At 57.3% G+C, this 26,638-nt stretch carries 26 protein-coding genes and 1 tRNA gene; 21 read left to right on the top strand and 6 right to left on the bottom strand.

The window, feature by feature from the left end:
- The first annotated feature begins 464 nt into the window (after positions 1-464).
- The 8 genes from MF6394_RS17900 to MF6394_RS17865 all read left to right on the top strand — a co-directional run bounded on the left by MF6394_RS17900 (position 465) and on the right by MF6394_RS17865 (position 6,893).
- The gene (locus tag MF6394_RS17900; protein ID WP_171905465.1) at positions 465-857 is read left to right on the top strand and encodes a DUF2846 domain-containing protein; all 393 of its coding nucleotides are present in this window, start codon (positions 465-467) and stop codon (positions 855-857) included.
- A 73-nt stretch (positions 858-930) separates the two neighbouring features.
- Complete coding sequence (locus MF6394_RS17895; protein ID WP_078467184.1) at positions 931-1,623, top strand: hypothetical protein; 693 nt, start codon at positions 931-933, stop codon at positions 1,621-1,623.
- A 375-nt stretch (positions 1,624-1,998) separates the two neighbouring features.
- Complete coding sequence (locus MF6394_RS17890; protein WP_005783620.1) at positions 1,999-2,679, top strand: CsgG/HfaB family protein; 681 nt, start codon at positions 1,999-2,001, stop codon at positions 2,677-2,679.
- Between the two features lie 29 nt (positions 2,680-2,708).
- Positions 2,709-3,071: a DUF4810 domain-containing protein gene (locus MF6394_RS17885; protein WP_003187504.1), complete on the top strand. Its 363-nt coding sequence runs from the start codon at positions 2,709-2,711 to the stop codon at positions 3,069-3,071.
- Entirely contained in the window at positions 3,068-3,718 is a 651-nt protein-coding gene (locus tag MF6394_RS17880; RefSeq protein WP_005783625.1) for a DUF799 domain-containing protein, read from the top strand. The genes MF6394_RS17885 and MF6394_RS17880 overlap by 4 nt, the downstream gene beginning before the upstream one ends.
- Positions 3,719-3,919: 201 nt before the next feature.
- Positions 3,920-5,542 (top strand): vWA domain-containing protein, encoded by a 1,623-nt coding sequence (locus MF6394_RS17875; protein WP_078467183.1) that lies wholly within the window; start codon positions 3,920-3,922, stop codon positions 5,540-5,542.
- 194 nt (positions 5,543-5,736) lie between these two features.
- A complete protein-coding gene (locus tag MF6394_RS17870; protein ID WP_078467182.1) occupies positions 5,737-6,309 on the top strand; it encodes an RNA polymerase sigma factor in 573 nt (190 codons plus the stop codon).
- On the top strand, positions 6,306-6,893 hold the full coding sequence (locus MF6394_RS17865; RefSeq protein WP_078467181.1) for a hypothetical protein: 588 nt from the start codon (positions 6,306-6,308) through the stop codon (positions 6,891-6,893). The genes MF6394_RS17870 and MF6394_RS17865 overlap by 4 nt, the downstream gene beginning before the upstream one ends.
- Positions 6,894-6,942: 49 nt before the next feature.
- Here MF6394_RS17865 and MF6394_RS17860 read toward each other — a convergent pair whose 3' ends face one another.
- The gene (locus MF6394_RS17860) at positions 6,943-7,974 is read right to left on the bottom strand and encodes an SDR family oxidoreductase (protein WP_078467180.1); all 1,032 of its coding nucleotides are present in this window, start codon (positions 7,972-7,974) and stop codon (positions 6,943-6,945) included.
- A 116-nt stretch (positions 7,975-8,090) separates the two neighbouring features.
- Between MF6394_RS17860 and MF6394_RS17855 the strand changes: the two genes are divergently transcribed.
- Positions 8,091-8,960 (top strand): LysR family transcriptional regulator, encoded by an 870-nt coding sequence (locus tag MF6394_RS17855; RefSeq protein ID WP_078467179.1) that lies wholly within the window; start codon positions 8,091-8,093, stop codon positions 8,958-8,960.
- A 250-nt stretch (positions 8,961-9,210) separates the two neighbouring features.
- On the opposite strand, the gene MF6394_RS17850 is transcribed toward MF6394_RS17855, so the two are convergent.
- Together MF6394_RS17850 and MF6394_RS17845 are read right to left on the bottom strand one after the other, a co-directional pair.
- Positions 9,211-10,836, bottom strand: coding sequence for a UvrD-helicase domain-containing protein (locus tag MF6394_RS17850; protein ID WP_078467178.1), 1,626 nt, complete (start codon positions 10,834-10,836; stop codon positions 9,211-9,213).
- On the bottom strand, positions 10,833-12,545 hold the full coding sequence (locus MF6394_RS17845; protein ID WP_078467177.1) for an ATP-dependent nuclease: 1,713 nt from the start codon (positions 12,543-12,545) through the stop codon (positions 10,833-10,835). Before MF6394_RS17845 ends, MF6394_RS17850 begins: the two co-directional genes overlap by 4 nt.
- Positions 12,546-13,163: 618 nt before the next feature.
- Between MF6394_RS17845 and MF6394_RS17840 the strand changes: the two genes are divergently transcribed.
- Positions 13,164-14,375, top strand: coding sequence for a hypothetical protein (locus MF6394_RS17840; protein WP_153046018.1), 1,212 nt, complete (start codon positions 13,164-13,166; stop codon positions 14,373-14,375).
- A 514-nt stretch (positions 14,376-14,889) separates the two neighbouring features.
- On the opposite strand, the gene MF6394_RS17835 is transcribed toward MF6394_RS17840, so the two are convergent.
- Positions 14,890-14,966: transfer RNA gene (locus MF6394_RS17835), tRNA-Arg, on the bottom strand.
- A 195-nt stretch (positions 14,967-15,161) separates the two neighbouring features.
- Between MF6394_RS17835 and MF6394_RS17830 the strand changes: the two genes are divergently transcribed.
- From MF6394_RS17830 to MF6394_RS17780, 11 genes are all read left to right on the top strand, one after another.
- A complete protein-coding gene (locus MF6394_RS17830) occupies positions 15,162-15,878 on the top strand; it encodes a Crp/Fnr family transcriptional regulator (RefSeq protein WP_161952168.1) in 717 nt (238 codons plus the stop codon).
- Positions 15,879-15,965: 87 nt separating this feature from the next.
- Positions 15,966-16,508, top strand: a complete 543-nt coding sequence (locus MF6394_RS17825; protein ID WP_177345145.1) for an RNA polymerase sigma factor — start codon at positions 15,966-15,968, stop codon at positions 16,506-16,508.
- Between the two features lie 103 nt (positions 16,509-16,611).
- Positions 16,612-16,839, top strand: coding sequence for a RebB family R body protein (locus MF6394_RS17820; protein ID WP_003187543.1), 228 nt, complete (start codon positions 16,612-16,614; stop codon positions 16,837-16,839).
- A gap of 18 nt (positions 16,840-16,857) precedes the next feature.
- Entirely contained in the window at positions 16,858-17,430 is a 573-nt protein-coding gene (locus MF6394_RS17815) for a hypothetical protein (protein ID WP_078467173.1), read from the top strand.
- An 82-nt stretch (positions 17,431-17,512) separates the two neighbouring features.
- A complete protein-coding gene (locus MF6394_RS17810) occupies positions 17,513-18,139 on the top strand; it encodes a hypothetical protein (RefSeq protein ID WP_003187547.1) in 627 nt (208 codons plus the stop codon).
- A 40-nt stretch (positions 18,140-18,179) separates the two neighbouring features.
- A complete protein-coding gene (locus MF6394_RS17805; protein ID WP_078467172.1) occupies positions 18,180-18,491 on the top strand; it encodes a hypothetical protein in 312 nt (103 codons plus the stop codon).
- Between the two features lie 80 nt (positions 18,492-18,571).
- On the top strand, positions 18,572-18,886 hold the full coding sequence (locus tag MF6394_RS17800) for a RebB family R body protein (RefSeq protein WP_003187550.1): 315 nt from the start codon (positions 18,572-18,574) through the stop codon (positions 18,884-18,886).
- 50 nt (positions 18,887-18,936) lie between these two features.
- A complete protein-coding gene (locus MF6394_RS17795) occupies positions 18,937-19,251 on the top strand; it encodes a RebB family R body protein (protein ID WP_003187551.1) in 315 nt (104 codons plus the stop codon).
- Positions 19,252-19,670: 419 nt separating this feature from the next.
- Positions 19,671-21,113 (top strand): NADP-dependent succinate-semialdehyde dehydrogenase, encoded by a 1,443-nt coding sequence (gene gabD, locus MF6394_RS17790; protein ID WP_078467171.1) that lies wholly within the window; start codon positions 19,671-19,673, stop codon positions 21,111-21,113.
- 177 nt (positions 21,114-21,290) lie between these two features.
- Positions 21,291-22,568: a 4-aminobutyrate--2-oxoglutarate transaminase gene (gene gabT, locus MF6394_RS17785; protein WP_014716416.1), complete on the top strand. Its 1,278-nt coding sequence runs from the start codon at positions 21,291-21,293 to the stop codon at positions 22,566-22,568.
- A gap of 214 nt (positions 22,569-22,782) precedes the next feature.
- Entirely contained in the window at positions 22,783-23,985 is a 1,203-nt protein-coding gene (locus MF6394_RS17780; RefSeq protein ID WP_003187555.1) for an HDOD domain-containing protein, read from the top strand.
- 127 nt (positions 23,986-24,112) lie between these two features.
- Here MF6394_RS17780 and MF6394_RS17775 read toward each other — a convergent pair whose 3' ends face one another.
- A complete protein-coding gene (locus MF6394_RS17775; protein ID WP_034134599.1) occupies positions 24,113-25,114 on the bottom strand; it encodes a GGDEF domain-containing protein in 1,002 nt (333 codons plus the stop codon).
- A gap of 187 nt (positions 25,115-25,301) precedes the next feature.
- The gene (gene desA / locus MF6394_RS17770; RefSeq protein ID WP_032894197.1) at positions 25,302-26,486 is read right to left on the bottom strand and encodes a delta-9 fatty acid desaturase DesA; all 1,185 of its coding nucleotides are present in this window, start codon (positions 26,484-26,486) and stop codon (positions 25,302-25,304) included.
- Between the last annotated feature and the right edge of the window lie 152 nt (positions 26,487-26,638).

Here is a 26,638-nt window from a genome sequence, read left to right as displayed (position 1 = left end):
ATCTATTCATGGGTACAACCTCGGTCAGTAAGTGAGACTGTCACCTGTCGTCGCCAAACGAATGGGTGACAGCTGTACGCAGGTTGGCGAACCGGGACCGAGTTCCGGCAGACCCGAAGGTCTCCCGCGCACAGCTGCCATAAAGCAGCAATGCGGGTACGGAAGCCCCTGCAAGCAAGCAGAAAGCTTTCGCATACGGTCAACGGATCGCCAAATCCGATCGCCCTGTTGGGCGACGGCCGGACTATAAGCCCCTCACCCAAAACCGCGCAAGGCATCACAGCAATGGCACAATGCTTCGGGCCATGCCATAAAAATGAGATCCCGCCATCATCGGCACTCTCAAAACCGCTCCACCGTTACCCACAAGGAAGAAATACATGATCAAGTTGTTCTGCAAAGCCGCTGTCGTTCTGTCCCTTGCCACGCTGTTTGGCTGTTCCTCGACGCCGTCGGTGGAGAAGATGCAGGCTGACGTGGCGAACTATTCGCTGCCCAAGGCTGCCGTGGCCGATAAAGGTTTGGTGTACGTCGTGCGCCCTAGCAATGTCGGGATGATGGTGCGGTTCAATGTGTTCCTGGATGACAAGGAAGCCGACTCGGAGATGGGTTACAACCGTGGTAACCAGTACATCTATTTTTTCGTGACGCCGGGCAAACACGTGATCAGCTCCAAGGCTGAAAACTGGGCGGACATGCCGATTGATGTCAAAGCGGGTGAGGTGGTTTACCTCAAGCAGGAAGTCGAAATGGGCTTCGCCGTGGCGCGTAACAGCCTCAAAGCGCTGAGCGAAGTCGAAGGCCGTTACCTGGTCAAGGATGCGTCCTTGGGCACCATTGCCAAAGAAAGCAAATGAGTTGAGCCAGTGTGTCGGCAGGGTCCAGGCTCTGCCGACTTCTCGTATTCACTGCAAACATTAAAGGACTGATGTGAAAAACCTCCTTTTCATTCTCCTCACCACCCTCATCCTCGGCGGCTGCGTCAGCCACCCCCTCACTCCCGAAAACCGCGCGCAGATCAAGACCGTCAAAGTCCTGCCCGTGAAGTGGGAAAAGAACATGGTGTACTTCGGCCGCGAACAGGCCTGGGGCGCGGCCCTGGGTGCCGGGGTTGGCGCGGGTGTTGGCATGGCCAGCGGGGCGTCCAAGGTGGGTACTGCGGCGTTGAGTGGTGCCGGGTTTGCCGGCGGCATGAAGCTTGGGCAGTTGGCCGAGATGCCGACGCCGGTGGCTATTCTGACGGTGATGGAGGCGGAAAAACTCGATGTTGGCGTGTTGCTCAAGCAGGGCTTTGTCGATGAGTTGGGTAAGACTTCGACGCTCAAGGTGGTCGGCGATGATGAGCCCGCCGATGCGCAGATTCAGCTGACCGTGTCCGAGTGGGGCTTTCGCCTGACCCAGGGTTTCAGCAGTGTGATTTATCCGACCCTTAACGTGTTAGCGCAGATGGATCGCGGCGATGAGATGATCTGGCGCACCTTTGAAGCGGTCACGCCGTTTAATGGTCAGAACGTTTATGGCTATACACCGTTAACCTACCGCACGGACCCGGAAGCTTTGCGCCGGGCGTTGACCGGGATTACGCAGATTTCTGCGCAGTACCTGGTGAAGGAGCTCAAGTAGGGCTGTGCGAAGGCTGGCTGCTGTTGGTGGGCGGGCTTGGACTAATACCAGTCAGGGTTAAACGCAGTTCCCCTGTGGGAGCGGGCTTGCCCGCGAAGGCGGTGTGTCAGTCGCTGCATCTGTTGCTGCACTATCGCTTTCGCAGGCAAGCCAGCTCCCACATTGGATCTTCGTTGCTTTGAGTATTGCGGTCGGCAGTAGGGTAAGCCCCCCCACCTATGGCCGAAACAACTTGAGAACCGCTCTCAACCCCGTAAAATGCCGCAGCCGTTGCATCACCGTCTTTCAGGGAAGAATCCAGGCCAGCGCGTTTTCAGGCTGCCTTTCTCCTTGGAAAACCCAGCAACGCTGATTTCCTCACCCAAGGAGCACCCTGTGAAGACACTGTCCAAAATCCTGCTGTCGGGCCTCACCGCCGCGGCGCTGTTGACCGTGGCCGGTTGCGCCACCGAGAGCAACCGCGCGATGCCGGTGGAGCAAGTCGCCAGCGCCCACGTGGCCTATTCCGGCGTGCGTGTGCCGATTGCCGTGGGCAAGTTCGATAACCGCTCCAGCTACATGCGCGGCATCTTCTCCGATGGCGTTGACCGTCTCGGCGGCCAGGCCAAGACCATCCTCATCACCCACTTGCAGCAGACCAACCGCTTCAGCGTGCTGGACCGCGACAACATGGGCGAGATCTCCCAGGAAGCCAAAATCAAAGGCACCGTGCAGAAGCTCAAGGGCGCTGACTATGTGGTGACTGGCGATGTGACCGAGTTCGGCCGCAAAGAAACCGGCGACCGCCAGTTGTTCGGCATTCTCGGCCGTGGCAAGACCCAAGTGGCCTACGCCAAAGTCGCGTTGAATATCGTCAACATCAACACCTCCGAAGTGGTGTATTCCACCCAGGGCGCCGGTGAGTACGCGCTGTCCAACCGTGAAGTGATCGGCTTCGGCGGCACCGCCAGCTATGACTCCACCCTCAATGGCAAGGTGCTGGACCTGGCCATGCGCGAAGCGATCAACCGCCTGGTCGACGGCATCAATGCCGGCGCCTGGAACCCGCGTAACTGATCAGCCACACCACAAGGAGCAGTACACGGATGAGCAAGGCAGTGAAATTGGCGCTGACGTTGGCAGCAGTCGCGACGGTAGCCGGGTGCCAGACGGCGCCCCAGCCCCTGTATCAATGGGAGAGCTACCAGCCGCAGGTTTACGAGTACTTTAAGGGCGAGCCCAAGGAAGCGCAGGTGGAAGCACTGGAGCGCGATCTGCAGAAGATCAACGCCAGTGGCCGCAAGGCGCCGCCGGGTTACCACGCGCACCTGGGCATGCTGTACATGAACATGGGCAAGGATGACCAGATGGTGCAGGAGTTTCGCACCGAGAAGGCGCTATTCCCTGAGTCTGCTGCGTACATGGACTTTCTGTTGAAAAACGCCAAAGCCGGAGTCGCCACTAAATGAGCCTGTTAAAACTCACCGGCGCCTTGCTGGCCCTGGCGTTGCTCGGCGGTTGCGCCGCACCCAAGACGGTTGATTATTCGGCGTACAAACAGGCGCGGCCCAAGTCGATCCTGGTACTGCCGCCGATCAATGAGTCGCCGGAAGTGCAGGCGTCCTACAGCCTGGTGTCGCAAGTCACCTACCCGCTGGCCGAAGCCGGCTACTACGTGTTGCCGATTGCCCTGGTGGACGAAACCTTCCGCCAGAACGGCCTCACCACCGCCAACGATATCCAGGCCGTACAACCGGCCAAGCTGCATGACATCTTTGGTGCGGACGCGGCGCTGTACATCACCATCAGCGAGTACGGCACCCAGTACATGCTGATCTCCAGCGACACCTCGGTGACGGCCTCGGCCAAACTGGTGGACCTGCGCACCGGCACCACCCTGTGGACCGGTTCGGCGCGCGCGTCGAGCGAGGAGGGCAACAACAACGGTGGCGGCCTGGTGGGCATGTTGATCACGGCGGCGGTCAAGCAGGTGATCAACAGCTCCACCGATGCGGCACACCCGATTGCCGGTATCACCAGTGCGCGGCTGCTGTCGGCAGGGCAACGCACCGGCATCTTGTACGGCCCGCGTAACCCCAAATACGGCACGGACTAAAAGAACAACGCCATTCAACTGTGGGAGCTGGCTTGCCTGCGATAGCGGTGTGTCAGGCAGCCTTTCCAGCACTGGCCCACCGCTATCGCAGGCAAGCCAGCTCCCACATTGATCGGGGTGAATTTCAAGGGTTTAACCCGAACCCAACCTATCTCGCGTCTGACCTTGTGAACGGCTCATTCATTCACGAGGCTCAGCCCCATGTCCCGCCCTCTGCTTTACCTGCGTCCCGCTGCCCAAGGCTTCACCGTTACCCTGCTGGTAGCGCTGGCCGGGTGTGGGCTGTCTTCCTCACCCGAGGTGGCCAAACCGACACCGCCCGTCGCCGAGCTGCACAGCGCGCCAGTTGAGGGCGCGATGGCCAAACGTATGGCCATGCCGGCACCGATGGCGGTGCGTGAAATGGCGATGATGAATGACCGCAGCGAACCCCGCGAGCAATACGCCAACCTGCCCGACAACCCTGTGCACCGCGTCGCCGAAACTCCGGTCTCCACCTTCAGCGTGGATGTCGACACGGGCAGCTACGCCAACGTACGGCGCTTCCTCAACCAAGGCCGCCTGCCGCCCGAAGGCGCGGTGCGATTGGAGGAAATGGTCAACTACTTCCCCTACCACTACGCACTGCCCACCGATGGCTCCCCCTTTGGCGTGACCACCGAGCTGGCCGCTACCCCGTGGAACCCGCGCACAAAACTGCTGCGCATCGGCATCAAGGCCTCCGATAAAACCGTGGCAGAACTGGCACCCGCCAACCTGGTGTTCCTGGTGGATGTGTCCGGTTCCATGGACCGCCGCGAAGGCTTGCCGCTGGTCAAAAGCACGCTGAAATTACTGGTGGATCAACTGCGTGATCAGGACCGCGTATCACTGGTGGTCTACGCCGGTGAATCCCGCGTGGTGCTCAAGCCCACCTCGGGCAGTGAAAAAGCCAAGATCCGCAACGCTATCGAGCAACTCACCGCCGGCGGCTCCACCGCAGGCGCATCCGGCATCGAACTGGCCTACCAGATGGCCCGCGAAGGCTTTATCGACCAGGGCATCAACCGCATACTGCTGGCCACCGACGGCGACTTCAACGTGGGCATCAGCGACTTCGACAGCCTCAAGCAAATGGCCGTGGCCCAGCGCAAAAGCGGCGTATCGCTGACCACCCTCGGCTTTGGTGTGGATAACTACAACGAGCATCTGATGGAACAACTGGCCGACGCGGGCGACGGCAACTACGCCTACATCGACAACCTGCGTGAAGCGCGCAAGGTGCTGGTAGAGCAACTCAGTTCGACCCTGGCCGTGGTGGCGCGGGATGTGAAACTGCAGGTGGAATTCAACCCGGCGCAGGTCAGCGAATACCGCCTGCTGGGTTATGAAAACCGCGCCCTGAAGCGTGAGGATTTCAACAACGACAAGGTCGATGCCGGCGAGATTGGCGCAGGGCACACAGTGACGGCGTTGTATGAAATCGTGCCCAAGGGCGAGAAGGGCTGGTTGGAGCCTCTGCGCTATGCCGCTGCGCCTGCGACCGAAGGCAAGTCCGATGAGCTGGCGATGCTACGGGTGCGCTACAAGCCCGCTGCGGGCGGCAATAGCCAATTGATCGAACGCCCCATCGCCAACCAAACCACCCCGGCCAGCGATGATCTGCGCTTCGCGTCTGCCGTGGCTGCCTTCGCCCAACAGCTCAAGGGCGATGGCCGCTACACTGGCACCATGAGTGTACAAGACACCGCCAGATTGGCACGCTCGGCCCGGGGCGATGACCCCTTCGGGCTGCGCAACGAATTCGTGCAACTGGTGGAGCTGGCCCAAAGCCTCAAACCCTGATCTCGCTCACAACCGAGATCAAATGTGGGAGAGGGCTTGCTGCTAAAGCTTTTTGTAGGAGCGAGCTTGCTCGCGAAAAACTCACAGGCACCGCGTTTATCCAGGAAGCACGCGTTATCGTTGACGTTCTTCGCGAGCAAGCTCGCTCCTACAGTAATCCTGCTTCGGCTGACCAAAAGGAGTTCGCCCATTACATGGCCGTTCCAGACGACTCACCCAGCGACGAATCGCTGCTGGCCCGCTACCGAACCGGTGACGCTGGCGCCTTCGAAGCCTTGTACAGCCGCCACCGCCAGGGCCTGTACCGCTTCCTCGTGTCCCTGTGCAACAAAGCCGAACTGGCCGAAGAAATCTACCAGGACACCTGGCTCAGCCTGATCCGCAGCACCACCCAGCCACAAGGCCGGGCGAGTTTTCGCACCTGGTTGTTCCAGATCGCCCGCAACCGCCTGATCGACCATTGGCGCAAGCACGGCATCCACAACCCCCTGCATGACAGCTACGATGAACAGCTGCACGCCCAGGCCGACGACAGCGACGGCCCCGAGCAGCAACTGACCCTCAGCCGCGACCAGGCGCGCCTCGACGCCGCCCTGCAAGAACTGCCCGAAGACCAGCGCGAGGTGTTTTTGTTACGCCTGCACGGCGAGCTCGAAGTACCGCAAATCGCCACCCTCACCGGCGCCCCGCTGGAAACCGTAAAAAGCCGCCTGCGCTACGCCCTGCAAAAATTGCGGCGCCTGCTGGCCGAGGAGGTACCTGTATGACTGACCCCCGACACACCCCAGACGACGCGCTGCTCCAGCACTTTCGTCAACACAGCACGGGCGAACCGCCCGCGTCCCTCGACGCCTTCATCCTCAACGCCGCCCGCCGCGAAGCCCCGCAGCCGCAACCCAGCCTGTGGCAACGCTGGATGCAAGCCTGCCAACGCCCGCGCTGGCAAATGGCATTCGCCACCGTCGCCGGGTTGGCACTGATGATCGGCGTGGTCATGCGCTCCCCCGTGCCGCAACCTGAAATCTCCACCGCGACATTCTCCGCGCTGCACCACGAAGAAGCTGCTCACCCGGCGCCGCAAGCGTTTTCCGCACCCGCGCCAATGGCCCGCATGGCCGTAGCGCCTAGGGTTGAAAGCGCTCCTGATCAAGCCGAAAGCGCATTGGCGGATCAGCCAGCGCTGAAACTCAGCAAACGGACACTGCCTACGTTGGAAGAAGGCCTGCAGGAGATTGTGAACCTGCGTCGAGCGGGGGAAACCAAGGCGGCGGACGAGAAACTGCTGGCGCTTTACCAACGCTTCCCGCAGGAGGATTTGCCGGCACGGTTAGAAGCACTGCAAACGCGTTAAATCTGCCGCCACGAAAAAAGCTCCAGGCCTGTCGACCTGGGGCTTTTTATTACAACCCGCCGTAGGCTCGGTACCAGCCCACCGTGTCCGCTAGGGTCTGCTCCAACCCGCGAAAGCTCAGCCCCAGTTCCTCTTCACTTTTACGGTGGTCAAAGCGGGTACGGTGCTCCTCGCGTATCAACAGCCGTAACGTTGCCATGCTCAGCAAGATAGGCTTGCCGGTCAGGTACGCGTAGGCCTCTTGCACCGCTGCCAACAGGTACAGCGCGGGCAGCGGCAGCTGGCGGGAGGGCACCTTGACCTCGGCAATACGCCCCAGCACAGGCATCAGCTGGCGCATGGTCAAGTTGCGACCGGCCGCGAGATAACGCTCGCCCCGACGCCCGCTCTGGGCGGCAGCAATGTGCGCCCAGGCCACATCGCGGGCATCGACCAGCGAAAAGGTGCCCGGAATCAGCCCCGGCAACTTGCCGTTGATAACGTCCCTCACCAACTGCCCCGAAGACGTCGGCCCACGGTCACCCGGCCCCCACATCCAACCGGGCAACACCATGCAAGCGTGCATCTGCGGATGGCTTTCAAGAAACCTCAGCACCTCCCGCTCAGCCAGGATCTTGCTGCGATAGTAGTCGTCCGCATCGGCTTCGGCCCGCAGGCACGTCTCGTCGATCGGCGTACCGGGGGCACCGTCGAGCACGGCAATCGACGAGGTATGCACAAACCGTCGCACACCGGCGTCATACGCCTGTTGCAGCAGGGCTCGCGTACCGACGACATTGATCTTTTCCAGTGCCTCCCAATGGCTGCCGCCCTTGTAGTTATCCCGAAAAAACGCCGCGCAGTGAAACACCGTATCGCAGCCTTGCAACGCCGCCGCGAAGGCATCCACATCTGCCATGTCTCCCACCACCTGCTCCACGCCCGGCACATCGCCGAACTGCTGCGCACCCTTGACCGCCGAGCGCACCAGCGCCTTCACCGCATAACCCCGTGCGACCAGCTCCCGTACCAGGTTATTGCCCAGCAAGCCGGTGGCACCGGTCACAAAGGTGCTGTGCAAGCGATTGGGGTTCGTGTTCATACAGGCCATTCCATTTGTTGAGAAGGCCAGTAGATATACCCGCGAGCCCGCGCCGTAAAAACAGCGCCTGCGGCATAATGGCTTTGCACATCTGCACACCAGGGAAGCGCGGAGATATGGCATTGCAGGCAAATTGGGATGATCTTCGACTGCTGCTGGCAGTCTCACGGCGCGGCAGCTTTTTACAGGCAGGCCAATTACTCGGTATCGCGGCCTCTACCGTCTCCCGCCGCCTCACCCAACTGGAAACCGCCCTGGGCGAGCCACTGGTGGAACGAGGCGTGGAAGGCTGCCGGCTCACCTCCCGAGGCCAAGCCCTGGTGGACGTCGCCCTGGAGGCTGAATCCGGCCTGCGACGCCAGGCCGCCGTCGACGGCACGCCAGCAGCCCTCAGCGGCACCGTGCTGGTGAGCGCCGGCGAAGGCTTTTCTGCCAGCGTGCTCGAAGCCGCCAGCCGCTTCACAGCGCAGCACCCAGGCTGCTCCGTAGAACTACAGGTCACCACCGACTTTCACAAAATCGTACGAGGCGTGGCCGACATTGCCATACGCACCGTACACCTGGGCGAACCTTCCCTGATCTACCGAGGGCTCGGCAAACTGGACTACGGGGTCTTTGCTACCGCCGAATACCTGCAACGGTTTCCTGCGCTAACTCCCGCCACTGCCGCCAGTATTGCCTTGCTGCCACCGCTGGACCTGCTACCGCAAATGCGCGCCGCGAAAGCTGCGGGGCTGGACCATGCGCCGATTAGGGTGAGTTCGTTTGCGGTGCAGCTTGAATCGGTGAAGCGCGGGATGGGTGTGGCGGTGCTGCCGCGTATTTTGGCGACGGGGTTGAGTGAAGTTTTCCAGGAGATAGAACTGCCGGCGATGGAGGTTTATTTGGTGACGCGGCCACAGGCGTTGAAGCAGGGGCATATTCAGGGGTTTTTTGGGGTGTTGGAGGGGGTGTTGTGCGACGAAGTATCGAGCTTGGAAAAGTAGCATTTTAGGAGCTCATCGAGGTTTTCTTGATATCCAACCCATCGAGATATAGACGCTCAGCTGTTCGTAGCAACTGAAATTGCGCGTGCCTTTGGCCTACAAAAAAGCCCTAGATCTCTCGATCTGGGGCTTTTTCATTCATATCTGGTGCCTGGCGGGCTTATAACTTGAATGCTAAGCTATTGAAAAATATACATTATATAAAATCCGTATGTGGTTGGATACAGATTGGGATACAGGGGAGAATTATTCATTTTGGAGAGCTGTAGGTTTTGTAAAGCGTTTGCACGCCAGGTAGTCGCAGAAAGGCTGATGGCTCTCCACTTTTGGTTTCATCCTTAGCATTCAACCGTTGAGTGGTATGCACCAGTAGGCACATTGTTTTGGCTCGAGTTACGCCAACAAAGTGCAAATTCAAGTCCTGTTCCCAGCTTGGATATAATTTATCCGAAAAACTTTCACCCATTACCCTGTAAGGGAATAGCCACTCGTTAAGATCGAGGTGAATTACTATTTCGAATTCTAATCCTTTAGCCTTGTGAATAGTCATGCATTGGATTTCATCCGTGGTAGTAATGGTGTATTGCTTTAATGAGTCAATATCAGATGCGACTATTTTTAGTGCGGCTAGTTCTGAGTCTTTTGGTTCGATGTTTAATAGTTTTTTTGAAGTCGATGCAAGATAACTTTCAAGAAAGGGTTGATCTACACTCCTTGCTTTTCTAATGGTTCTTCGGATATCTATTAGCTTTGCTCTGGATGTGTTTGAGTGCTCAGGTAGTATTTCTATAATTTGATCAGGGTTCGTGCTTGTATCGAAGCGGTACTTCAATAACGCCGACCACAAAAAACCTGTTCTGCTTTGCAGCTCATCTATAGGGTCGTCTGCAAATATTCTGCAAGGTATCGTGAGGTGATCTCTCAAATATCCTAAACTACGATTGTTTCTTACAAGAACTGCAATATCAGAAGCCTTGATTGTTTTATTCTTGTCTAGTATCGAAGGGATAATAGTATTAAGGTGAGATGCCGCATCACGCTGTGTACCAGTAAATTGACACTGCCATACTTGTATTGAGTCAGTTGGCGTTAGTTCGAATTGAGGATTGAATAAGCGATTGGAATAGTTTGAGATTGATGCGTGACATCTATGATTGTAGGAAACAGTTCGGTGTGTGAAGTCATGTCGCCTGATCAGTTCTTTAAGGTATTCGGGGCTGCACCGTCTCCATCCATATATTGACTGCTGTAAGTCGCCAACGGCAATGCCGGTCAATCCGGAGTCAACAATACTCAAGAAAAGATTGTGTTGGGCTTTCGAAGAATCTTGGTATTCGTCTATGTATATGCTTGTGTATTTTGCCTTGATGTAGGTTCTGCAAGCTGCGCAGTTTTCATGGATGTACATCGCGAGGGCTGGTATGGTTGGAAAGTAAATTGTGTCACTTAGATATAACTTTCTAATGAGTTCTAGTTCTTCTGCTTCGACTTTGTCAATGTCATTCAGTTGAGCGGAAATTGAAGTTTCAGCGAGAGTTAAGTCTGATTCGTATTTTGGTTCTAAGTCTGCTGTGTTTCCATCAAATATTTGGTTCAAGAATGGATATATTATTTCTGAGAGGCAAAACGAATCGATGGTTCCAAAGAAACTGCACTTAGTGTCTGCCCCGTTTACTCGGCAGCGCCCCTCTAATTCTTTGCTCGCTTTACGGGTGAAAGTTATAGCGATGATTCCTTGGTAGGATTTTAGCTCGGCTAGTTCATTTCTTATTTTCTCAGCAATAACTGCGGTTTTGCCACTGCCTGGGCACGCCGTAATCACCAATGAGCCTTGAGGTTTGATGGCTTCTATTTGCTCTTCAGTGTAGTTGATCATATTAAGCCTTCCACTTTCGCAACGCAGTGATGCAGTGGCTTTGCTAATAAACCTAGCTCTGCTGAAGCTAGAGCGGAGCAATGTTGGCTCAAGAAGGCCCTCATGCGGATAGCTTTTTTGCCTTGGAGGAAATTAATGGCAGTTGCCAGATCAGTGGTATTGCTAAAGGTTTGTAGTTGGGTCGGAAACTCCTCACATAAGTCTGTTTCTAGATCTATCTTGGCTAAATATATACCGTGGGGGTTTACTACTTCATTTACCTTAGTCCAGATTCCTGATTCGTAGACGCTCTGTTGGGTTGCGTCTATCGGCATGTAAGCCATTTTTTCCTTTCTTGCAAGTGACAGGCATCTATTTATACCGGCAGGGTTCCGTAGTTCAGTTTTTTGAACAGTTATTGCTGAAATATCATTATCAGTGCGGATAACCCATGGGATCTCCATGGCATCCAAAATCTGTGTATAAACTTTGAATTGTATTCCCTCTACATTAAGTATCGAGATGTTGTAATAGTCTAGATCTATGCCAATTTGTTTTGCTAACTCGTTGTAAAACAGTAGCTCTGAAGGACCTTCAACTAAAAATACGCATTTGGAAAAGAAAGCCTCCGCTGGCAAGATACTCATTCGATAGCCAAGTTTATCCCATTCGCTGCTTATGCAGTCAGAACACCCTTCGCTAGCCGCATAGCTGCCATTTATCGAGTTTAAGATGTGTACGATTGCGTGAGGTGAATAGCGTGCAGTAATTTGAGGTGAGTGACTAGTAATGATTGTCTGGCCGGGTAAATCTTTAATTAAATAGTCTGCAAGTTTCCTTTGCTGGTGGGGGTGGAGGTGAGCCTCAGGTTCCTCAACGCAGTAGAAAATAACCTCACTTTCAGGGTCATACTCTCTTTGGCTTTTTGCCTTCCATAAAGCCATTAGAATCTGATTATTTCTTCCATCGCCTCCTAGAGATATTTTTGAGCCGGCTGTACTTGCACCGAGTCTTAAGTTATCAATGAATTGTTGTGTTTGAATTGCGCCAGAATCTAGGTGTACTGAATAGTTTGTAAGGTCGTGTGAAAGCTTCAATAGTTCTTCGTTTACAGCATTGGTCGCATTGTTTACGTAGTGAAGCTTGCTTACTAATCCGTTTATGGTGTCAAGATTTTCTTCAATTGTTTCCAGTTGCTTTTGATCTGCTTCAACCTCTTCTGTTGATCTAAGCTCTTGCGATAGCTTGAGAAGGTGTCTCTTCTCTAGGTTGACGAATTTTTCTAGATCTCGACTAGATTTTACATATTTAAGATTTAGGTACTTCAGGTAGAATCTGCTGTTAATTGTAGATAGGTGCTTCTCATCAGTGCCTGATTTAAGTGTGTAGTCTAGAGTTTTTCTATCTGCCTCATACCGCAGTACTGATTTTCCTTCGCTGGATACGTTGCCTTTGAGTACAGATAAAACTGCATCTTCCGTTATTTCTTTGAAGTGAACTTCAATCGATAGTTCTTCGTTTTGAAGCCCTTTTTTGCTTATGTGGAAATCTGATTCGGAAGGCTCTAGATCGCTTTCGGATAGAGATTTGTCCAATAATAGTCTGAGAGCATATACAAAGTTGGTCTTGCCAGAGTCATTCGCGCCAATGAGCAATGTTTTGCTTTGAAGGTTGACAGTTGCTTTAGCATAATTCCTAAAGCCCGTAATAATGACCTTTTCAATTTCCATGCGTTGATTCCTTTCTGTACTGCATTGGCTGAAGAGTGAAACGTATTCCGTTTTCCGCGTTTTAGGACTCACCAAGCCTCCTAAAGCTTGCTAGAGCATGGCATAAAGCTATCTGGCGTTACTACCACGGGCGTGTGACCCCAAAATATCTGCCTATAGGCCCAGATGTGCAGGGAATCGCAGGTGGCTGATTCAGTGTCTGACATAGCCCTGAGGCCCATTTAGCTTGGGCGTCAGGTGATGCATCGATGCGGAAAAAGCAACCTGTTTAGACCCCAGGTGTGGTGGGGGGACAACTACGCGCGCCGCGTAGAGCGCCAGTCATCGATTGCTGTCAGTGGGACCAGTTACGCCATCGCGTCTAAGGTGCCTACGATTGAATTGTCACTGACCAGTCATTTGAGTAAGCGCCGATAGCTGGCACCATTCAGAAGGGCGTATCTACTAAGAAGCCGACGACGACAACCGATCGAAGCAGCCAGCTAAATTCTGTGCTTGCAGAAGTCTAGCGGACCTAAGGTGCCATTACGATCTAGCAGTATCGATCAGAACAGTATGCTGAAAAGTCGCTATGATGTGGTTTTGGCTGGTCGGAGGCTCGTGCTGCGAGTTTGATTTATGTCCATTAATGCATTTTATTGTGATCTCAACGAATTTTGCCGAACATATTTAGTAGGAAACACACCAGTTTCTAAGCAAGATTTGGCCGCTTTCAAACCAAGACAAAAAAGTGTTGACGCCTCGACTTTCGAAAACCTAATGCTGTTTGACAAGACAATGTTTAAGGTGTACGGCGAAAACATTCCCTTGGCCTATTTAATAGGCATCATGGGTGAAAAAGCATTCGAAGAGCTTGTTGAGCAGGATGCTCTAGGGTTTGTGCTATGGAAACCGATGATCACTTTTATGGTGGATCCGATCTCCGGTATTGATCCTCTAGCTTCTGGAAATACATCAAGCCCCGCGCATTCTGATCCTGAGGAATCCTTAGAGTTGGGATTGCAATGGCTAAAAACACCGATGAGACGTCAGAAACGCAGATCACTAATTAAAAAATTGCGAGATAAATACGAAGTAACGGAGGATCATCTTCCCCATCGTGCTGTAGAGCTGGCAGTGTCAGCTTACAACAGTTCGCGGCTTGATATTTACGGATTTGACTCGAAGAATGTAGCCTATCGAGATTTGCCTAATGAACTCTATAAAGGGTTGGCCAAACACGCTGAAAATATTCTTGAGTATGTATATCTATTGGAAAATGAATTAAGCTCGGTTTCAAAGGCTGAGTATCACGAGTTTTTGTTAACTTCGAATAGTAGACTTAAGTCGGCTAATGTTGCTTTAAGCAATTACTGTCACATTTTAGATGTTGAAGGTATTCCCGATCTGAAGTCCATGTATCACAACTGCACGCAACCTTTTGATAAACTTCTCAGGATGCGTAATAAAGGTTACGCAAAGAAATTTAGGTCTTGGCTGAACGGCATTGATAGTGACCTGGACTCACAGGAAGTTATCAAGGCCTACTACGAGGCCGTTTTGAAGCCGCAGGGCTTTCTGCAAACCGGGCCTGGAAAAATGGCCAAGACTCTTTCCATGGCCGGTGTTGGATTGGGTATAGGAGCTTTAATTGGTGGACCAGCCGCCGCCATTGCTGGTGCGGCGGGAGGCAAGATCATCGAAGGCGTTGCCGACATCGGACTCGACTTACTGGATGAGTACCTCTTGGATGGCGTGATGAAAGGCTGGACACCAAGAGTGTTCATAGAAAAGCTCGATCAGGCGAGCCGCAAAGACCTGTCAAGAAAGAGAGTCGAGCCAAGGATCTGAACGAATAACCGAGCGGCTGCTCTTAGCTGCGTTTTTCCGTTCCGAGATATCAGGGTGTACTGGTCAATTCGAATGCGAGAGGTTGAGCAGAGGAAGATTCTATGTCCCATGCTTTCTGTTGAGCGAGTCAGGCATTCTCATCGGAGTGAAAAAGCCGCACTGAGGCGGCTTTTCGGATCGAAGCGGTCACGCGTTAAGGAAGTATGGATTTGCGCGTGTTTCTCAATCGCTGCATTCAGCTCCGAACGTCGGCGTGTTCGATAAATAAGATTCTTCAACTCGTGCTCGCCAATGGTGAAGTCATGACCAAAAAGGGGACAGATTTATTTTCAACCCGTCGTGAAGCCGCGTAAGGAGGGAATCACCTCGTCGGCCGATGAGACGTTTCTGGTGCTGCATAAGCGCTTTCCGAGCGAGGTCTCATCAGCGCGGTTTGAGGTGTTGCATAAGCACTGAATCGCCACCCACAAAAAAGCCCCAGGTCTCTCAACCTGAGGCTTTTCCATTCCACATCTGGTGCACCCGGCGGGATTCGAACCCACGACCCCTGCCTTCGGAGGGCAGTACTCTATCCAGCTGAGCTACGGATGCTTGTGCGGGCGACATCATACCCATGTCGACCTGATGCGTCCATTCCGGCATTTCCCCCGTCCCCTGTCGTCCATTTCCGACAAAAGATGGCTAATCGCCACCCTCATTCACAACTCCCCGCGCCGCGCGTCCCTTTGTTTGCTTTGCTCTTGTGGCTTTAAACCGCTTCCACGCCGCAATTCCTCAGGTGAACGCATGCATTCCAAAGGAACCGTGATGCTCGATCTCCCGCTCAGACAAACCCTGCTGGCTCGCTCCGATTTGTTTCGAGGTATGCCGGAGCATCTCTTGCGCTACGTCGCCACCCATATGGTGGAGCGCACGCTGGATGATCGTGAGCTGTTGTATTTCAAGGACGACACCCTCGAGTTCATTGCGCTGGTGGTCGAGGGCCGGATTTATTCGGTGGTGCATGGGCCGGATGGGCGCGAGCAGATTATCGGCAGTACCGGGGCAGGGCAGGTGGTGGGGGAGACGGCGTTGATCAAGGATCATGGGCGCGAGTCTTCCACTTTTGCCAGTGGCCCCACGCGGTTGTTGCAGTTGGGTAGTCGGCATTTTGCTGTGTTGTTTGAGGAGCCGGTGTTTCTGCGGCGCCTGTTGATGCTGATGATGCTGCGTTTGTTGCAGGCCATCGAGTTGCTGGAGTTGGTGTGTCTTCATCGGCTGGAGTCGCGGTTGGCGCGGTTTTTGTTGGCCAACCTGGGTGAGATCGACCTGGCGTTGGCTTTGCCCAGTGTGTCGTTGCCCGCGAGCCAAGGGGTGTTGGCGTCGATGCTGAACACCAGCCGCCCCAAGTTGAATGTGCAGCTGCAAGTGTGGCGGCGCAGTGGGGTGATCAGCGGCGATCTGGAGCGCATGGTGATCAACGATGTCGAGCAGTTGCGGCGCAAGGCTTTTGCGCTGAATTAGTTGTGGTGGTGTTCCCCAGGTAACAGCGTACCCCCGTCGAGCCCTCGCAGACTGGCCCTTCATCAAGGATGCACAGGAGTGCTGGCGATGGGGATGACTGTTCAGTTCAAGGATCAATGGGCCGCCGATGACCGTTTGTTCGAAGCGAGTTGGCGCGCCGTGCAGGGTGAGCTCAGGCGCCGGGCGTTGCGGCGGGCCAAGGGCAATCTGGATCAGGGCCAGGAGTGGTTGGCGGCCACGGCGATCAAGGCCCTGTTGTTTTTTCGGCGCTCGCCGGAGCGCATTCGTGACCCTCAGGGGTTTCTGTTTTTAGTGCTCGATCATGTGTTTCTCGACAGCGTGCGGCGCAGCAAGCGCGAGGGGCGGTTGTTCGATGATTCGGTGGACCTTGAGCACGATCACCTGGCCGCGCTCGCCGCGCCCTGCGCTTCGGTGCTGGAGCGGGTGGAGTGTTATGAGCGCCTGGAGCAGCTCGAGGCGCATGTCGCACGGTTACCGCTGTTGCAGCAGCGCTTGTTCGAGATGCGTTTTGTCGACGACCTGCCTTACCCGCAAATCGCCGCCGAGCTGCATGTGAAGCTGCCGCTGGTGCGCAAGCGTGTGCAACTGCTGCGCGATGCGTTGCGCTGAAGGTGATTCACACATGCTGGCGTGGGGCGTTCTAGTGGTATGAGCGCAGCACGCCGCCGCTATCCACACCCAAACCTGGGTGAATGCCATCAAGGAGAGATGTATGACAGAGGTCAACAGCCAGATCACCGACGCGGTCACTCAAACCAACGTCAAGGTGGTAGCCGAGGCGCCGGCCCAGGCCATCGCGTCGCTGTACCAGGTGGCCAGTAGCGCGGCGGGCCTGTCGTTGCAGAATGCGGTCAACAGCCAGCAGGCGATGAATCAGATTTCCAACGCGGTGATCTCCAAGGCCGTGGCGCTGATCATGCAGATTGGCGAGAAGGGCTGAGCCCTCGGGAGATCGATTATGTCGTGGTTCAGCAGAAAGAAACCCGCTGCCTCCCAAGCAACGCCCGCCGCCGACCCTCCGGCGACAGCGCCCCCTGCACCGGCCTCGCGCTCGATCATGGCGCGCATGAACGAGCACCTGCTCAACCAGGTGAGCACGCCGTCATCCGACAGCACGGCAGCGCTCAATAGCCAGATCGTGCAGGCGGTGCAGTTCACCAATTCGCAGAACTTTGCCTACGCCCCGGCGCAGATCGCGGTGCCGGCCGACATGATGATCAGCCAGGCAGCCGGGCTGGTGGCGCAAGCGGCGGCGGGGTACTTCGACGGGGTCAGCAAGATCGCGTTGGCGGCCCAGGCCGTGCTGCTCCAGCAAATGACCGAGAACATCGTCAAGGACAACCTGCCGGCCGCTGCCGAAGACGCCCTGGGCGCCCTGGCCACCGACCTGCTGGTGGGCGCCGCTGCCGCCGTGGCTGCCGCTGCCGGAGCGATGGAAGCCGAAGCCGCCAGCGTGGCCATCGACAAGATCGACCAGAGCATCGCCAAGTACGCGAGCACCCTGGCCAACCGGGCCGCGCCAGCGGCTTGAACCGAGCACAGCGCTCCAGCGTTCTGCTGGGGCGGTGCAACAGCAACTTGAAAGCAACTTTTCTTGAGTGAGGAGCGACATCATGCAGCCTGGAGATATTATTTTTTCCGTCAAACAAGATGACGACAGCGCAACGCGGGCGTTTATCAAAGCCGGTCAACTGGTCAAGGCCAAGGTGTTCTCGCAGGACACGACCTACTTGAATGTGGTTCACCCAGCGATTGCGGTGAGCGACACCATGGTGATCGAAAGTGTCGGCAGCGGCCTGGCCCTGACCGACCTGAGCCTGGAAAAACCGCCGCGCTCGGCGATGGTGTTTTCCTGCGTGGATACCGAGTTGGGCGAGGCGGCGACGGTGGCTGCCAAGCAGTTCTACTTCGACAAGATCGGCGGTGATATCCGGGGCCGCTACAGCGTGTGGAACGCGATGATTTCGGCTTTCCGGCGCTGGACTTCCGATACCAGCCTGGTGACGCGGATCAACGAGTCCATCGACATCGGCAGCGGGTCCTTTTGTTCGCAGTTCGCGGCCAACTGCTATGAGGTCGGCAACCTCTACAACGAGGCCAATCTGCTGCCGCCTCCGCCGGCCATTTTTCCCAACCAGCCCAGCGCCATAACGCCTGCGGAGTTGGCGACCTTCTGTGATTCCTCGCCGCACTTTTACTTTGCCGGTTTCTGGCAGGACAACGTTGAGGTGCGGCTTTAGCGGGCGTGTCGCCGCCAAGGCAGCCCCTAAGGAGCTCGATATGCAACCCTCGGTCCTGTCCACCGACGACCGCCAACGGCTCGAAGCGATTCTGCGCAACCCGCAGATTTTCGCCGGAACGCCCCAGGCCATCGTCGACGAAACCCTCAAGCGCGCCACCCAGGTGCTTGAGCAATCGAAGGCCAACGAACAAGCGCTCAAGACCGCTGCCCAGCAACGTGAAGCGGCCCTGCGACAGGTGTTGGACGGCGCAGCTCCCGACCAGGACGCGCAACGCAAGGAAGTGCAGGCACTGATCCAAGGGTTGATCGCCCAGATTGAAGCGGCGTTGGGTCCCGCAGCGAAACCCTAAACCAAGGTTTCACAGCGCCTGTTTCGCAACGTTCATTGATGAACACGGAATGCACCGTGTACTAAATAAGGAAATTGATCATGCCATTAGTCAACGAGCAAATTACCGACGCGGTCACCCAGACCAACGTCAAAGTGGTGGCCGAATCGCCTGCGATGGCGATGAGCACTATCTATCAATCCATGGCGCAGGCCACGGCGATTCTGTTCCAGAACGCGGTGTCGGCCCAGCAGCAGCAAAACACCCTGGCCCAGGCGGCCACCAACCAGGGCGTGATGCAGATCTACAGCGTCGATACCACCGCAGGTGCGGCGGCTACCGAGAAAGTCGCCCAGGGCGGCGTGTCGGATAACCTCACCAGCCTGTTGACCGTGCTCAAGTCGTTTCAGCCTTAAGCACTGAGCAATAACGGATGTTGTTCTTTCTCAACCCAGGAGTTTCAACCATGAGTACAGTCAGCCCGCAAATCACCGATGCCGTCACCCAGACCAACGTCAAGGTGGTTGCCGAATCACCCGCAATGGCCATGAGCACCATCTACCAATCCATGGGCCAGGCCACGGCGATTCTGTTCCAGAACTCGGTCTCGGCCCAACAGCAACAAAACACCCTGGCCCAGGCCGCCACCAACCAGGGCGTGATGCAGATCTACAGCGTCGATACCACCGCTGGCGCCGCCGCCACCGAAAAAGTCGCCCAGGGCGGCGTGGCCGACAACTTGACCAGCCTGCTGGCCGTGCTCAAGTCGTTCCAACCTTAAGCTGCAAAGCCCCCAACAGCCCCGGCGCCCACAAGGCTCCGGGGCTGTTGCCGTGTGTGCGTTTGATCCGAAAGATGAGCCCGATGCGCCATAATCGTTCTTTTTTTCGAACAGACTATTGCCCTGCACCCCCATTGATCCTAGGATTCGTTTGAGATTTCAAACGCTCTGTCTCCCGTGCGCTTTTCACCTATCCTGGCGTGCTGGACTGATTTCCCTGACGGCAGCCCAGGTTGATGTCGTGTAGGAGCGAGCTTGCTCGCGAAAATCGTTAACGATGACGTCGCGCTTCTGGTTTTACGCGCCGCCTTTGAATTTTTCGCCAGCAAGCTCGCTCCTACAAAGACATCGCCCACAAGGCGCCTTTCAACAACTCTAATTCGCTCCGCGTGCGCGCGGTGCTGTTAAGGAAAGCCGACATGCAGCTTAAAGACACCCAGTTGTTCCGCCAGCAAGCCTTCATTGATGGCGCTTGGGTCGATGCGGACAATGGTCAAACCATCAAGGTCAACAACCCAGCCACGGGCGAGATTCTTGGCACCGTGCCGAAGATGGGCGCCGCGGAAACCCGCCGCGCCATCGAAGCCGCCGACAGGGCCCTGCCAGCCTGGCGCGCACTCACCGCCAAGGAGCGCGCCAACAAGCTGCGCCGCTGGTTTGAGCTACTGATCGAAAACCAGGACGACCTCCGCCGCCTGATGACCCTCGAACAAGGCAAGCCGCTGGCCGAAGCCAAGGGCGAAATCGTCTACGCCGCGTCCTTCATCGAGTGGTTTGCCGAAGAAGCCAAGCGCATCTACGGTGACGTGATCCCCGGCCACCAGCCCGACAAGCGCCTGATCGTGATCAAGCAGCCTATCGGCGTGACCGCAGCCATCACTCCGTGGAACTTCCCTGCGGCGATGATCACCCGCAAAGCCGGCCCGGCCCTGGCCGCCGGTTGCACCATGGTGATCAAGCCCGCCTCGCAAACTCCGTTCTCGGCCCTGGCCCTGGTTGAGCTGGCGCACCGCGCCGGTATCCCTAAAGGCGTGCTCAGCGTAGTCACCGGCAGCGCTGGCGACATCGGCGGCGAGCTGACCAGCAACCCCATCGTGCGTAAATTGTCCTTCACCGGCTCGACCGAAATTGGTCGCCAGCTGATGGCCGAATGCGCCAAGGACATCAAGAAAGTTTCCCTGGAGCTGGGCGGTAACGCACCGTTCATCGTGTTCGACGACGCCGACCTGGATAAGGCCGTCGAAGGCGCGATCATCTCCAAGTACCGCAACAACGGCCAGACCTGCGTCTGCGCCAACCGCCTGTACATTCAGGATTCGGTGTACGACGCCTTCGCTGAAAAGCTCAAGGTGGCGGTGACCAAACTGAAGATCGGTAACGGCCTGGAAGACGGCACCACCACCGGCCCGCTGATCGACGAAAAAGCCGTGGCCAAGGTGCAGGAACATATCGCTGATGCCCTGAGCAAAGGCGCCAAGCTGTTGGCCGGTGGCAAGGTGATGGAAGGCAACTTCTTCGAACCGACCATCCTGGTCGACGTGCCGAAAAACGCCGCCGTCGCCAAGGAAGAAACCTTCGGCCCGCTGGCGCCGCTGTTCCGCTTCAAAGACGAAGCCGAAGTGATCGCCATGTCCAACGACACCGAGTTCGGCCTGGCCTCCTACTTCTACGCCCGCGACCTGGGCCGGGTGTTCCGTGTGGCGGAGGCCCTGGAATACGGTATGGTCGGCGTCAACACCGGGTTGATCTCCAACGAAGTGGCGCCGTTCGGCGGCATCAAGGCCTCGGGCCTGGGCCGTGAAGGCTCCAAGTACGGGATCGAGGACTACCTGGAAATCAAATACCTCTGCCTGGGCATCTAAGGCACGGGGTTGCAGTAAACGCAGAGGGCACGAGAGCGCTGCCCCTTTGCGTGTTTCACATGGTTATTCGCAGTGGCCGGGAAAGCTGTGGCAGTCGATCATCGCATGCTGCCGTAGTTGCCTCCCCGCCACCTATCCTTGAGCCACGCCGCCCGATGAGCGGCGAATGAGGACTTTATGAGCAAGACCAACGCATCCCTGATGAAACGCCGCGAAGCCGCTGTACCGCGCGGTGTTGGCCAGATTCACCCGATCTTCGCCGACTCCGCGAAGAACGCCACCGTGACCGACGTTGAAGGTCGTGAGTTCATCGACTTCGCCGGTGGTATCGCCGTGCTGAACACCGGCCACGTGCACCCCAAAATCATCGCGGCCGTGACCGAGCAACTCAACAAGCTGACCCACACCTGCTTCCAGGTATTGGCCTACGAGCCCTACGTAGAAGTGTGCGAGAAAGTCGCCGCCAAGGTGCCAGGTGATTTCGCCAAGAAAACCCTGCTGGTCACCACCGGTTCCGAAGCGGTAGAAAACGCCGTGAAAATCGCCCGCGCCGCCACGGGCCGTGCCGGTGTAATCGCCTTCACCGGTGCTTACCACGGCCGTACCATGATGACCCTGGGCCTCACCGGTAAGGTGGTGCCTTACTCGGCCGGCATGGGCCTGATGCCAGGTGGCGTGTTCCGTGCGCTGTACCCTAACGAACTGCACGGTGTGAGCGTCGACGACTCCATCGCCAGCATCGAGCGCATTTTCAAGAACGATGCCGAGCCGCGTGATATCGCCGCCATCATCATCGAGCCGGTGCAGGGCGAAGGCGGTTTCTACGTCGCGCCAAAAGCCTTCATGAAGCGCCTGCGCGAACTGTGCGACAAGCACGGCATCCTGCTGATTGCCGACGAAGTGCAAACCGGTGCCGGCCGTACCGGTACTTTCTTCGCCATGGAACAGATGGGCGTTGCCGCCGACCTGACCACCTTCGCCAAATCCATCGCGGGCGGCTTCCCGCTGGCCGGTGTGTGCGGCAAGGCCGAATACATGGACGCCATCGCCCCGGGTGGCCTGGGCGGCACCTATGCCGGTAGCCCGATCGCCTGCGCCGCGGCCCTGGCCGTGATGGAAGTGTTCGAAGAAGAGCACCTGCTGGACCGCTGCAAGGCCGTGGGCGAGCGCCTGGTGACCGGCCTCAAGGCCATCCAGGCCAAGTACCCGGTGATCGGCGAAGTGCGGGCCCTGGGCGCGATGATCGCGGTCGAGCTGTTCGAAGACGGCGACACCCACAAGCCAAACGCTGCCGCTGTTGCCTCCGTGGTGGCCAAGGCGCGTGACAAGGGCCTGATCCTGCTGTCCTGCGGTACCTACGGCAACGTATTGCGCGTACTGGTGCCCCTGACCTCGCCGGACGAGCAGTTGGACAAAGGCCTGGCGATCATCGAAGAGTGCTTCTCCGAACTCTGACACGCCCCTGTAGGAGCGAGCTTGCTCGCGAAAAACCCCCAGGCACCGCGTTTCAAAGGCTGCCCGCGTTTTCGTTGACGACCTTCGCGAGCAAGCTCGCTCCTACAAAAAGAAAAAGCAAAAAAACCGCTTCGGCGGTTTTTTTGTGCCTGCTTCATTGTACGCACGCGCCTGCATTGTCTAAGGTGCAAGCATTGCCGATGGAGCGTGCTGGATGACTGCTGTTGATTTACCCGCTGTACCCCGAGTGTTAATCGCCGAAGCAGACCCTTGGTCGCGGGACCTGCTCAAGCAAGTGCTGTTGAATGTGCGCTGTGACGCACGGCTGGATGTGTGCGCCGATGGGCAGCACGCCGCCACGCTGTTGGGCGAAAAAACCTATGACCTGATCCTGGCAGATTGGGAGCTGCCGGGCGTGGATGGCCTGAGCCTGCTGCGCAGCGTGCGCCAGAAGCGTCGCTCGCTGCCGTTTATCTTGCTGAGCAGTCGCAACGACAGCGCCAGCGTGCGCGAAGCCTTGCCCCTGGCGCCCACCGCCTACCTCACCCGCCCACTGAACATGGAAAGCCTGACCCAGCGCCTGCAAGACCTGCTGCTCAACGAAGGCGAAAGCGTGTACTGCGAGATCCCACCGCTGGCGCCGGGCATGACCCTGCCCGCCTTCCTGGAGCGGCGCCGTGAGGTCTGCGATGGGGCGCCACTGCGCGTGGATGTGAAAGCGGCCGTGCAACACAGCCTCGGCCCCGAAGGCCTGGACCTCAAGCAGTTGGAAGACCAGGTACACAGCGACCCGCAAATCACCGCCGTACTGATCGCCGCCGCCAACAGCGCCGGCTACCACGGCACGCCGGTGCAGACCCTGCCAGAAGCCCTGCATAAGTTGGTGCCCGGCCAGAGCATGAACCTCATCCTCGGCCTGGCGCTCAAGCACAACGTAGTGTTGGGTGACCCTGGGCTGGTGGCCTACGCCGAGCGGCACTGGCAACTGTCCCAGGACAGCGCCGACTACGCCCGGCGCCTGGCGCGCATGCTGGAGCTCGATCACGAGCGTTGCTACAGCGCCTGCATCCTGCACCGCTTGGGCGACCTGGCCTTGTTGCGCTGCCTGGAAGACTGGCGCCAGGGCGGCGGCGCCCTGGATGACCAAACCATCGGCGAATCCCTCGACGCCTTTGGCGCCGCCTACGGTTCGGCATTACGCACACGTTGGCGCTTGCCGCTGGAGTTGCGGCAGTTGATCGCGGGGATCTATTCACTTGAAGGCGGGGTGTATTCGCGCGAAGCCCTGGTGGTGAACCTGGCGGTGCAAATGGCGCGGCTGACCGAGCACGAAGGGCTCGAAGAACTGGCAGGCAGCAAGACCGCACGGCTGCTCAAGGTCGGCTTGCCGGAACTCACCCGAGTGCGCAAAACCTGAAACACACACCGAACAACTGTAGGAGCGAGCTTGCTCGCGAAAAACTCACAGGCACCCTGTTTATCCAGGAAGCCTGCGTTATCGTTGACGTTTTTCGCGAGCAAGCTCGCTCCTACAAAAGGGTGTGTTAACCGGCGATAACGCGGTTCTTGCCTTGGCGCTTGGCCTCGTACATCGCCGCATCCGCTCGCGCAAACAGGCCGTCGAGGGTGGAGTCATCTTCGCGCAGGCCGGCCAGGCCTTGGCTGACGGTCACATTGAATTCATGCCCTTCGTAGCTGAACACCAATGCCTGGATTTCCTTGCCCAACCGCTCGGCCACCTGCAGGGCCATCTCCGGTGGGCAACCCGGCAGCACAGCAGCAAATTCTTCGCCGCCAACGCGCCCGAACAGGTCGCCACGGCGCAATACCCCGCGACCGCTCTCGGCGATGCGCCGCAGCACCTGGTCGCCTTCCAGGTGGCCGTAGGTGTCGTTGATGTCTTTGAAGTCATCGATGTCCAGCAACAGGAACGCCAGCGGCGTGCCCTGCGCGCAGGCATTGTCGAACGCCTGGTTGGCGAGTTCGAAGAAGTGTCGGCGGTTGCTGCTTTGGGTCAGTACGTCGGTGGTGGCGAGGCGATGCAGTTCCAGCTCAAGTTGCTTCTTTTCGGTGATGTCTTCGGCGATGCCCACCACGATCAGCGCTTCACCGGGCACCACCTGCTGATTGATGTAGCACTTGTCGCTCAACCAGCGGATCTGCCCGTCAGCGGTGATGATGCGGTACTCGCGGTCCTCCACGGCACCCTGTTCCAGCACCCGGGCCAGGCTGTGCTCGGCGTAGTCGAGGTCTTCGGGGTGGACGCTGTTGCGCCATTCACGGTGGTCGGCCAGCAGCAGGCCGGCGGAGCGGCCAAACAGGCGCTCGTAGGCCGGGCTCACATACAGCACGCGGCGTGTTTCCCAATCGATGGCCCACAGCACGGCGTTCACGCTGACCAGCAGGGAGCTGAGCAGTTGCTCGCGCTCACTCAGCCGCTCGACTTCACCTTGAGCATGCATAAGCGCCAACAGGGTCGCCGCCGCGGCCGGGCGCGGCGGCTCTGCGGTGGGCACATCGGGCAGGCTGGGCTTTTCGTGAACCATCGGTACAACTCTCTCTGGGCGCGCCGCAGGTGCAAAAGCGGTCACTACAAGGGGTCACCATGATGGCGAAGTGTTCTTTGAGAGAGGGGAATTGCGGTGAAGTTCCGTGAACGGCGTGGATTGACGGTGCCCGGAAAATGGCGCCAAAAAGCCAGTGCGTGGGAGGGCGAACCCTCCCACGGCGCCCTCACGCCGCTGTAGGACGCAGCGAGTAAGTCTTCAACTGGTGGGCAAAATCGCGCAGGGATTGGATGCCGCTGGCCTCGGCCTCATGCACCCATTCCTTGATCGCAGCCAGCATGTCGTGGCCGTTGGAACTGGTCTTGAGCCAGATCTGCTGCAGCGCCAGGCGCTTTTCGTAGATCACGGTCAGGGCATGGCTGTGTTCCAGCATGCTCTGGATGCGCAGGTGGTGGCGGTCTTCCAGCAAGCTGGTTTCCCGCGACAACAGGCGCTTGGCGCGGTGGAACTGGTGGCGCACTGAATGATCGACTTTCTCCAGCTCCTGCTTGACCAGTGGGCCAATCACCAACTTGCGGTATTGGGCCATGATCTGGAAGCGGTTGTTGAGGATCGCCATGGCGGTGTCCATGTCCAGGCTGCCCTTGCCTTCGACGCGGTGGGCGATGGGCGCTACACGCTGCACCTTGGCCAGGCGCAGGAAGCTGAACACTTTGATCCAGGCCCAACCCAGGTCGAATTCCCACTTCTTCACCGACAGCTTCGCCGAGTTGGGGTAGGTGTGGTGGTTGTTGTGCAGCTCTTCGCCGCCGACGATGATGCCCCACGGCACCAGGTTGGTGGCGGCGTCACGGCATTCGAAGTTGCGATAGCCCACGGCATGCCCCAGGCCATTGATCACGCCGGCGGCCCAGAATGGGATCCACATCATCTGGATCGCCCAGATGGTGATACCGATGGTGCCGAACAGCAGCAGGTCGATCACGCCCATGAGCGCCACACCCAACAGCGGGTAGCGCGTGTAGAGCTTGCGTTCGATCCAGTCGTCCGGGCAGTTTTTGCCGTAGATGCGCAGGGTCTCGGGGTTTTCCGCCTCGGCGCGGTACAGCTCGGCACCTTTGCGCAGCACGGTGGACAAGCCCTTGATCACCGGGCTGTGCGGGTCATCGACGGTTTCGCACTTGGCGTGGTGTTTGCGGTGGATGGCGGTCCACTCGCGGGTGTTCTGCGCCGTGGTCAGCCACAGCCAGAAGCGGAAGAAGTGTTTAAGGCCGGCATTGAGCTCGAGCGAGCGATGGGCCGAATAACGGTGCAGATAGACAGTGACCCCAATAATGGTCACGTGGGTCATCAACAGCGTGACTGCCACCAGTTGCCAGGCGGACAGATCAAGAAAACCGTTGTACCACATAGGCTGTATGGCCCTCAGATAAAGTAAAAAACAGCACCCGCATTATCACTTCCTTTGCAGATAAAACCAGTCACCGTTTCAGATAAGACTTACAAAGTGTTTCCTACTCTATAATCCGGATTCTTTGTAGGGCGATTCTGGTTATTTAGTAA

Source organism: Pseudomonas sp. MF6394, from assembly GCF_002018845.1.
Classification (GTDB): domain Bacteria; phylum Pseudomonadota; class Gammaproteobacteria; order Pseudomonadales; family Pseudomonadaceae; genus Aquipseudomonas; species Aquipseudomonas lactis.
The sequence above is the reverse complement of the archived record's forward strand: the minus strand, read 5'-3'. Positions and strand labels throughout refer to the sequence as shown.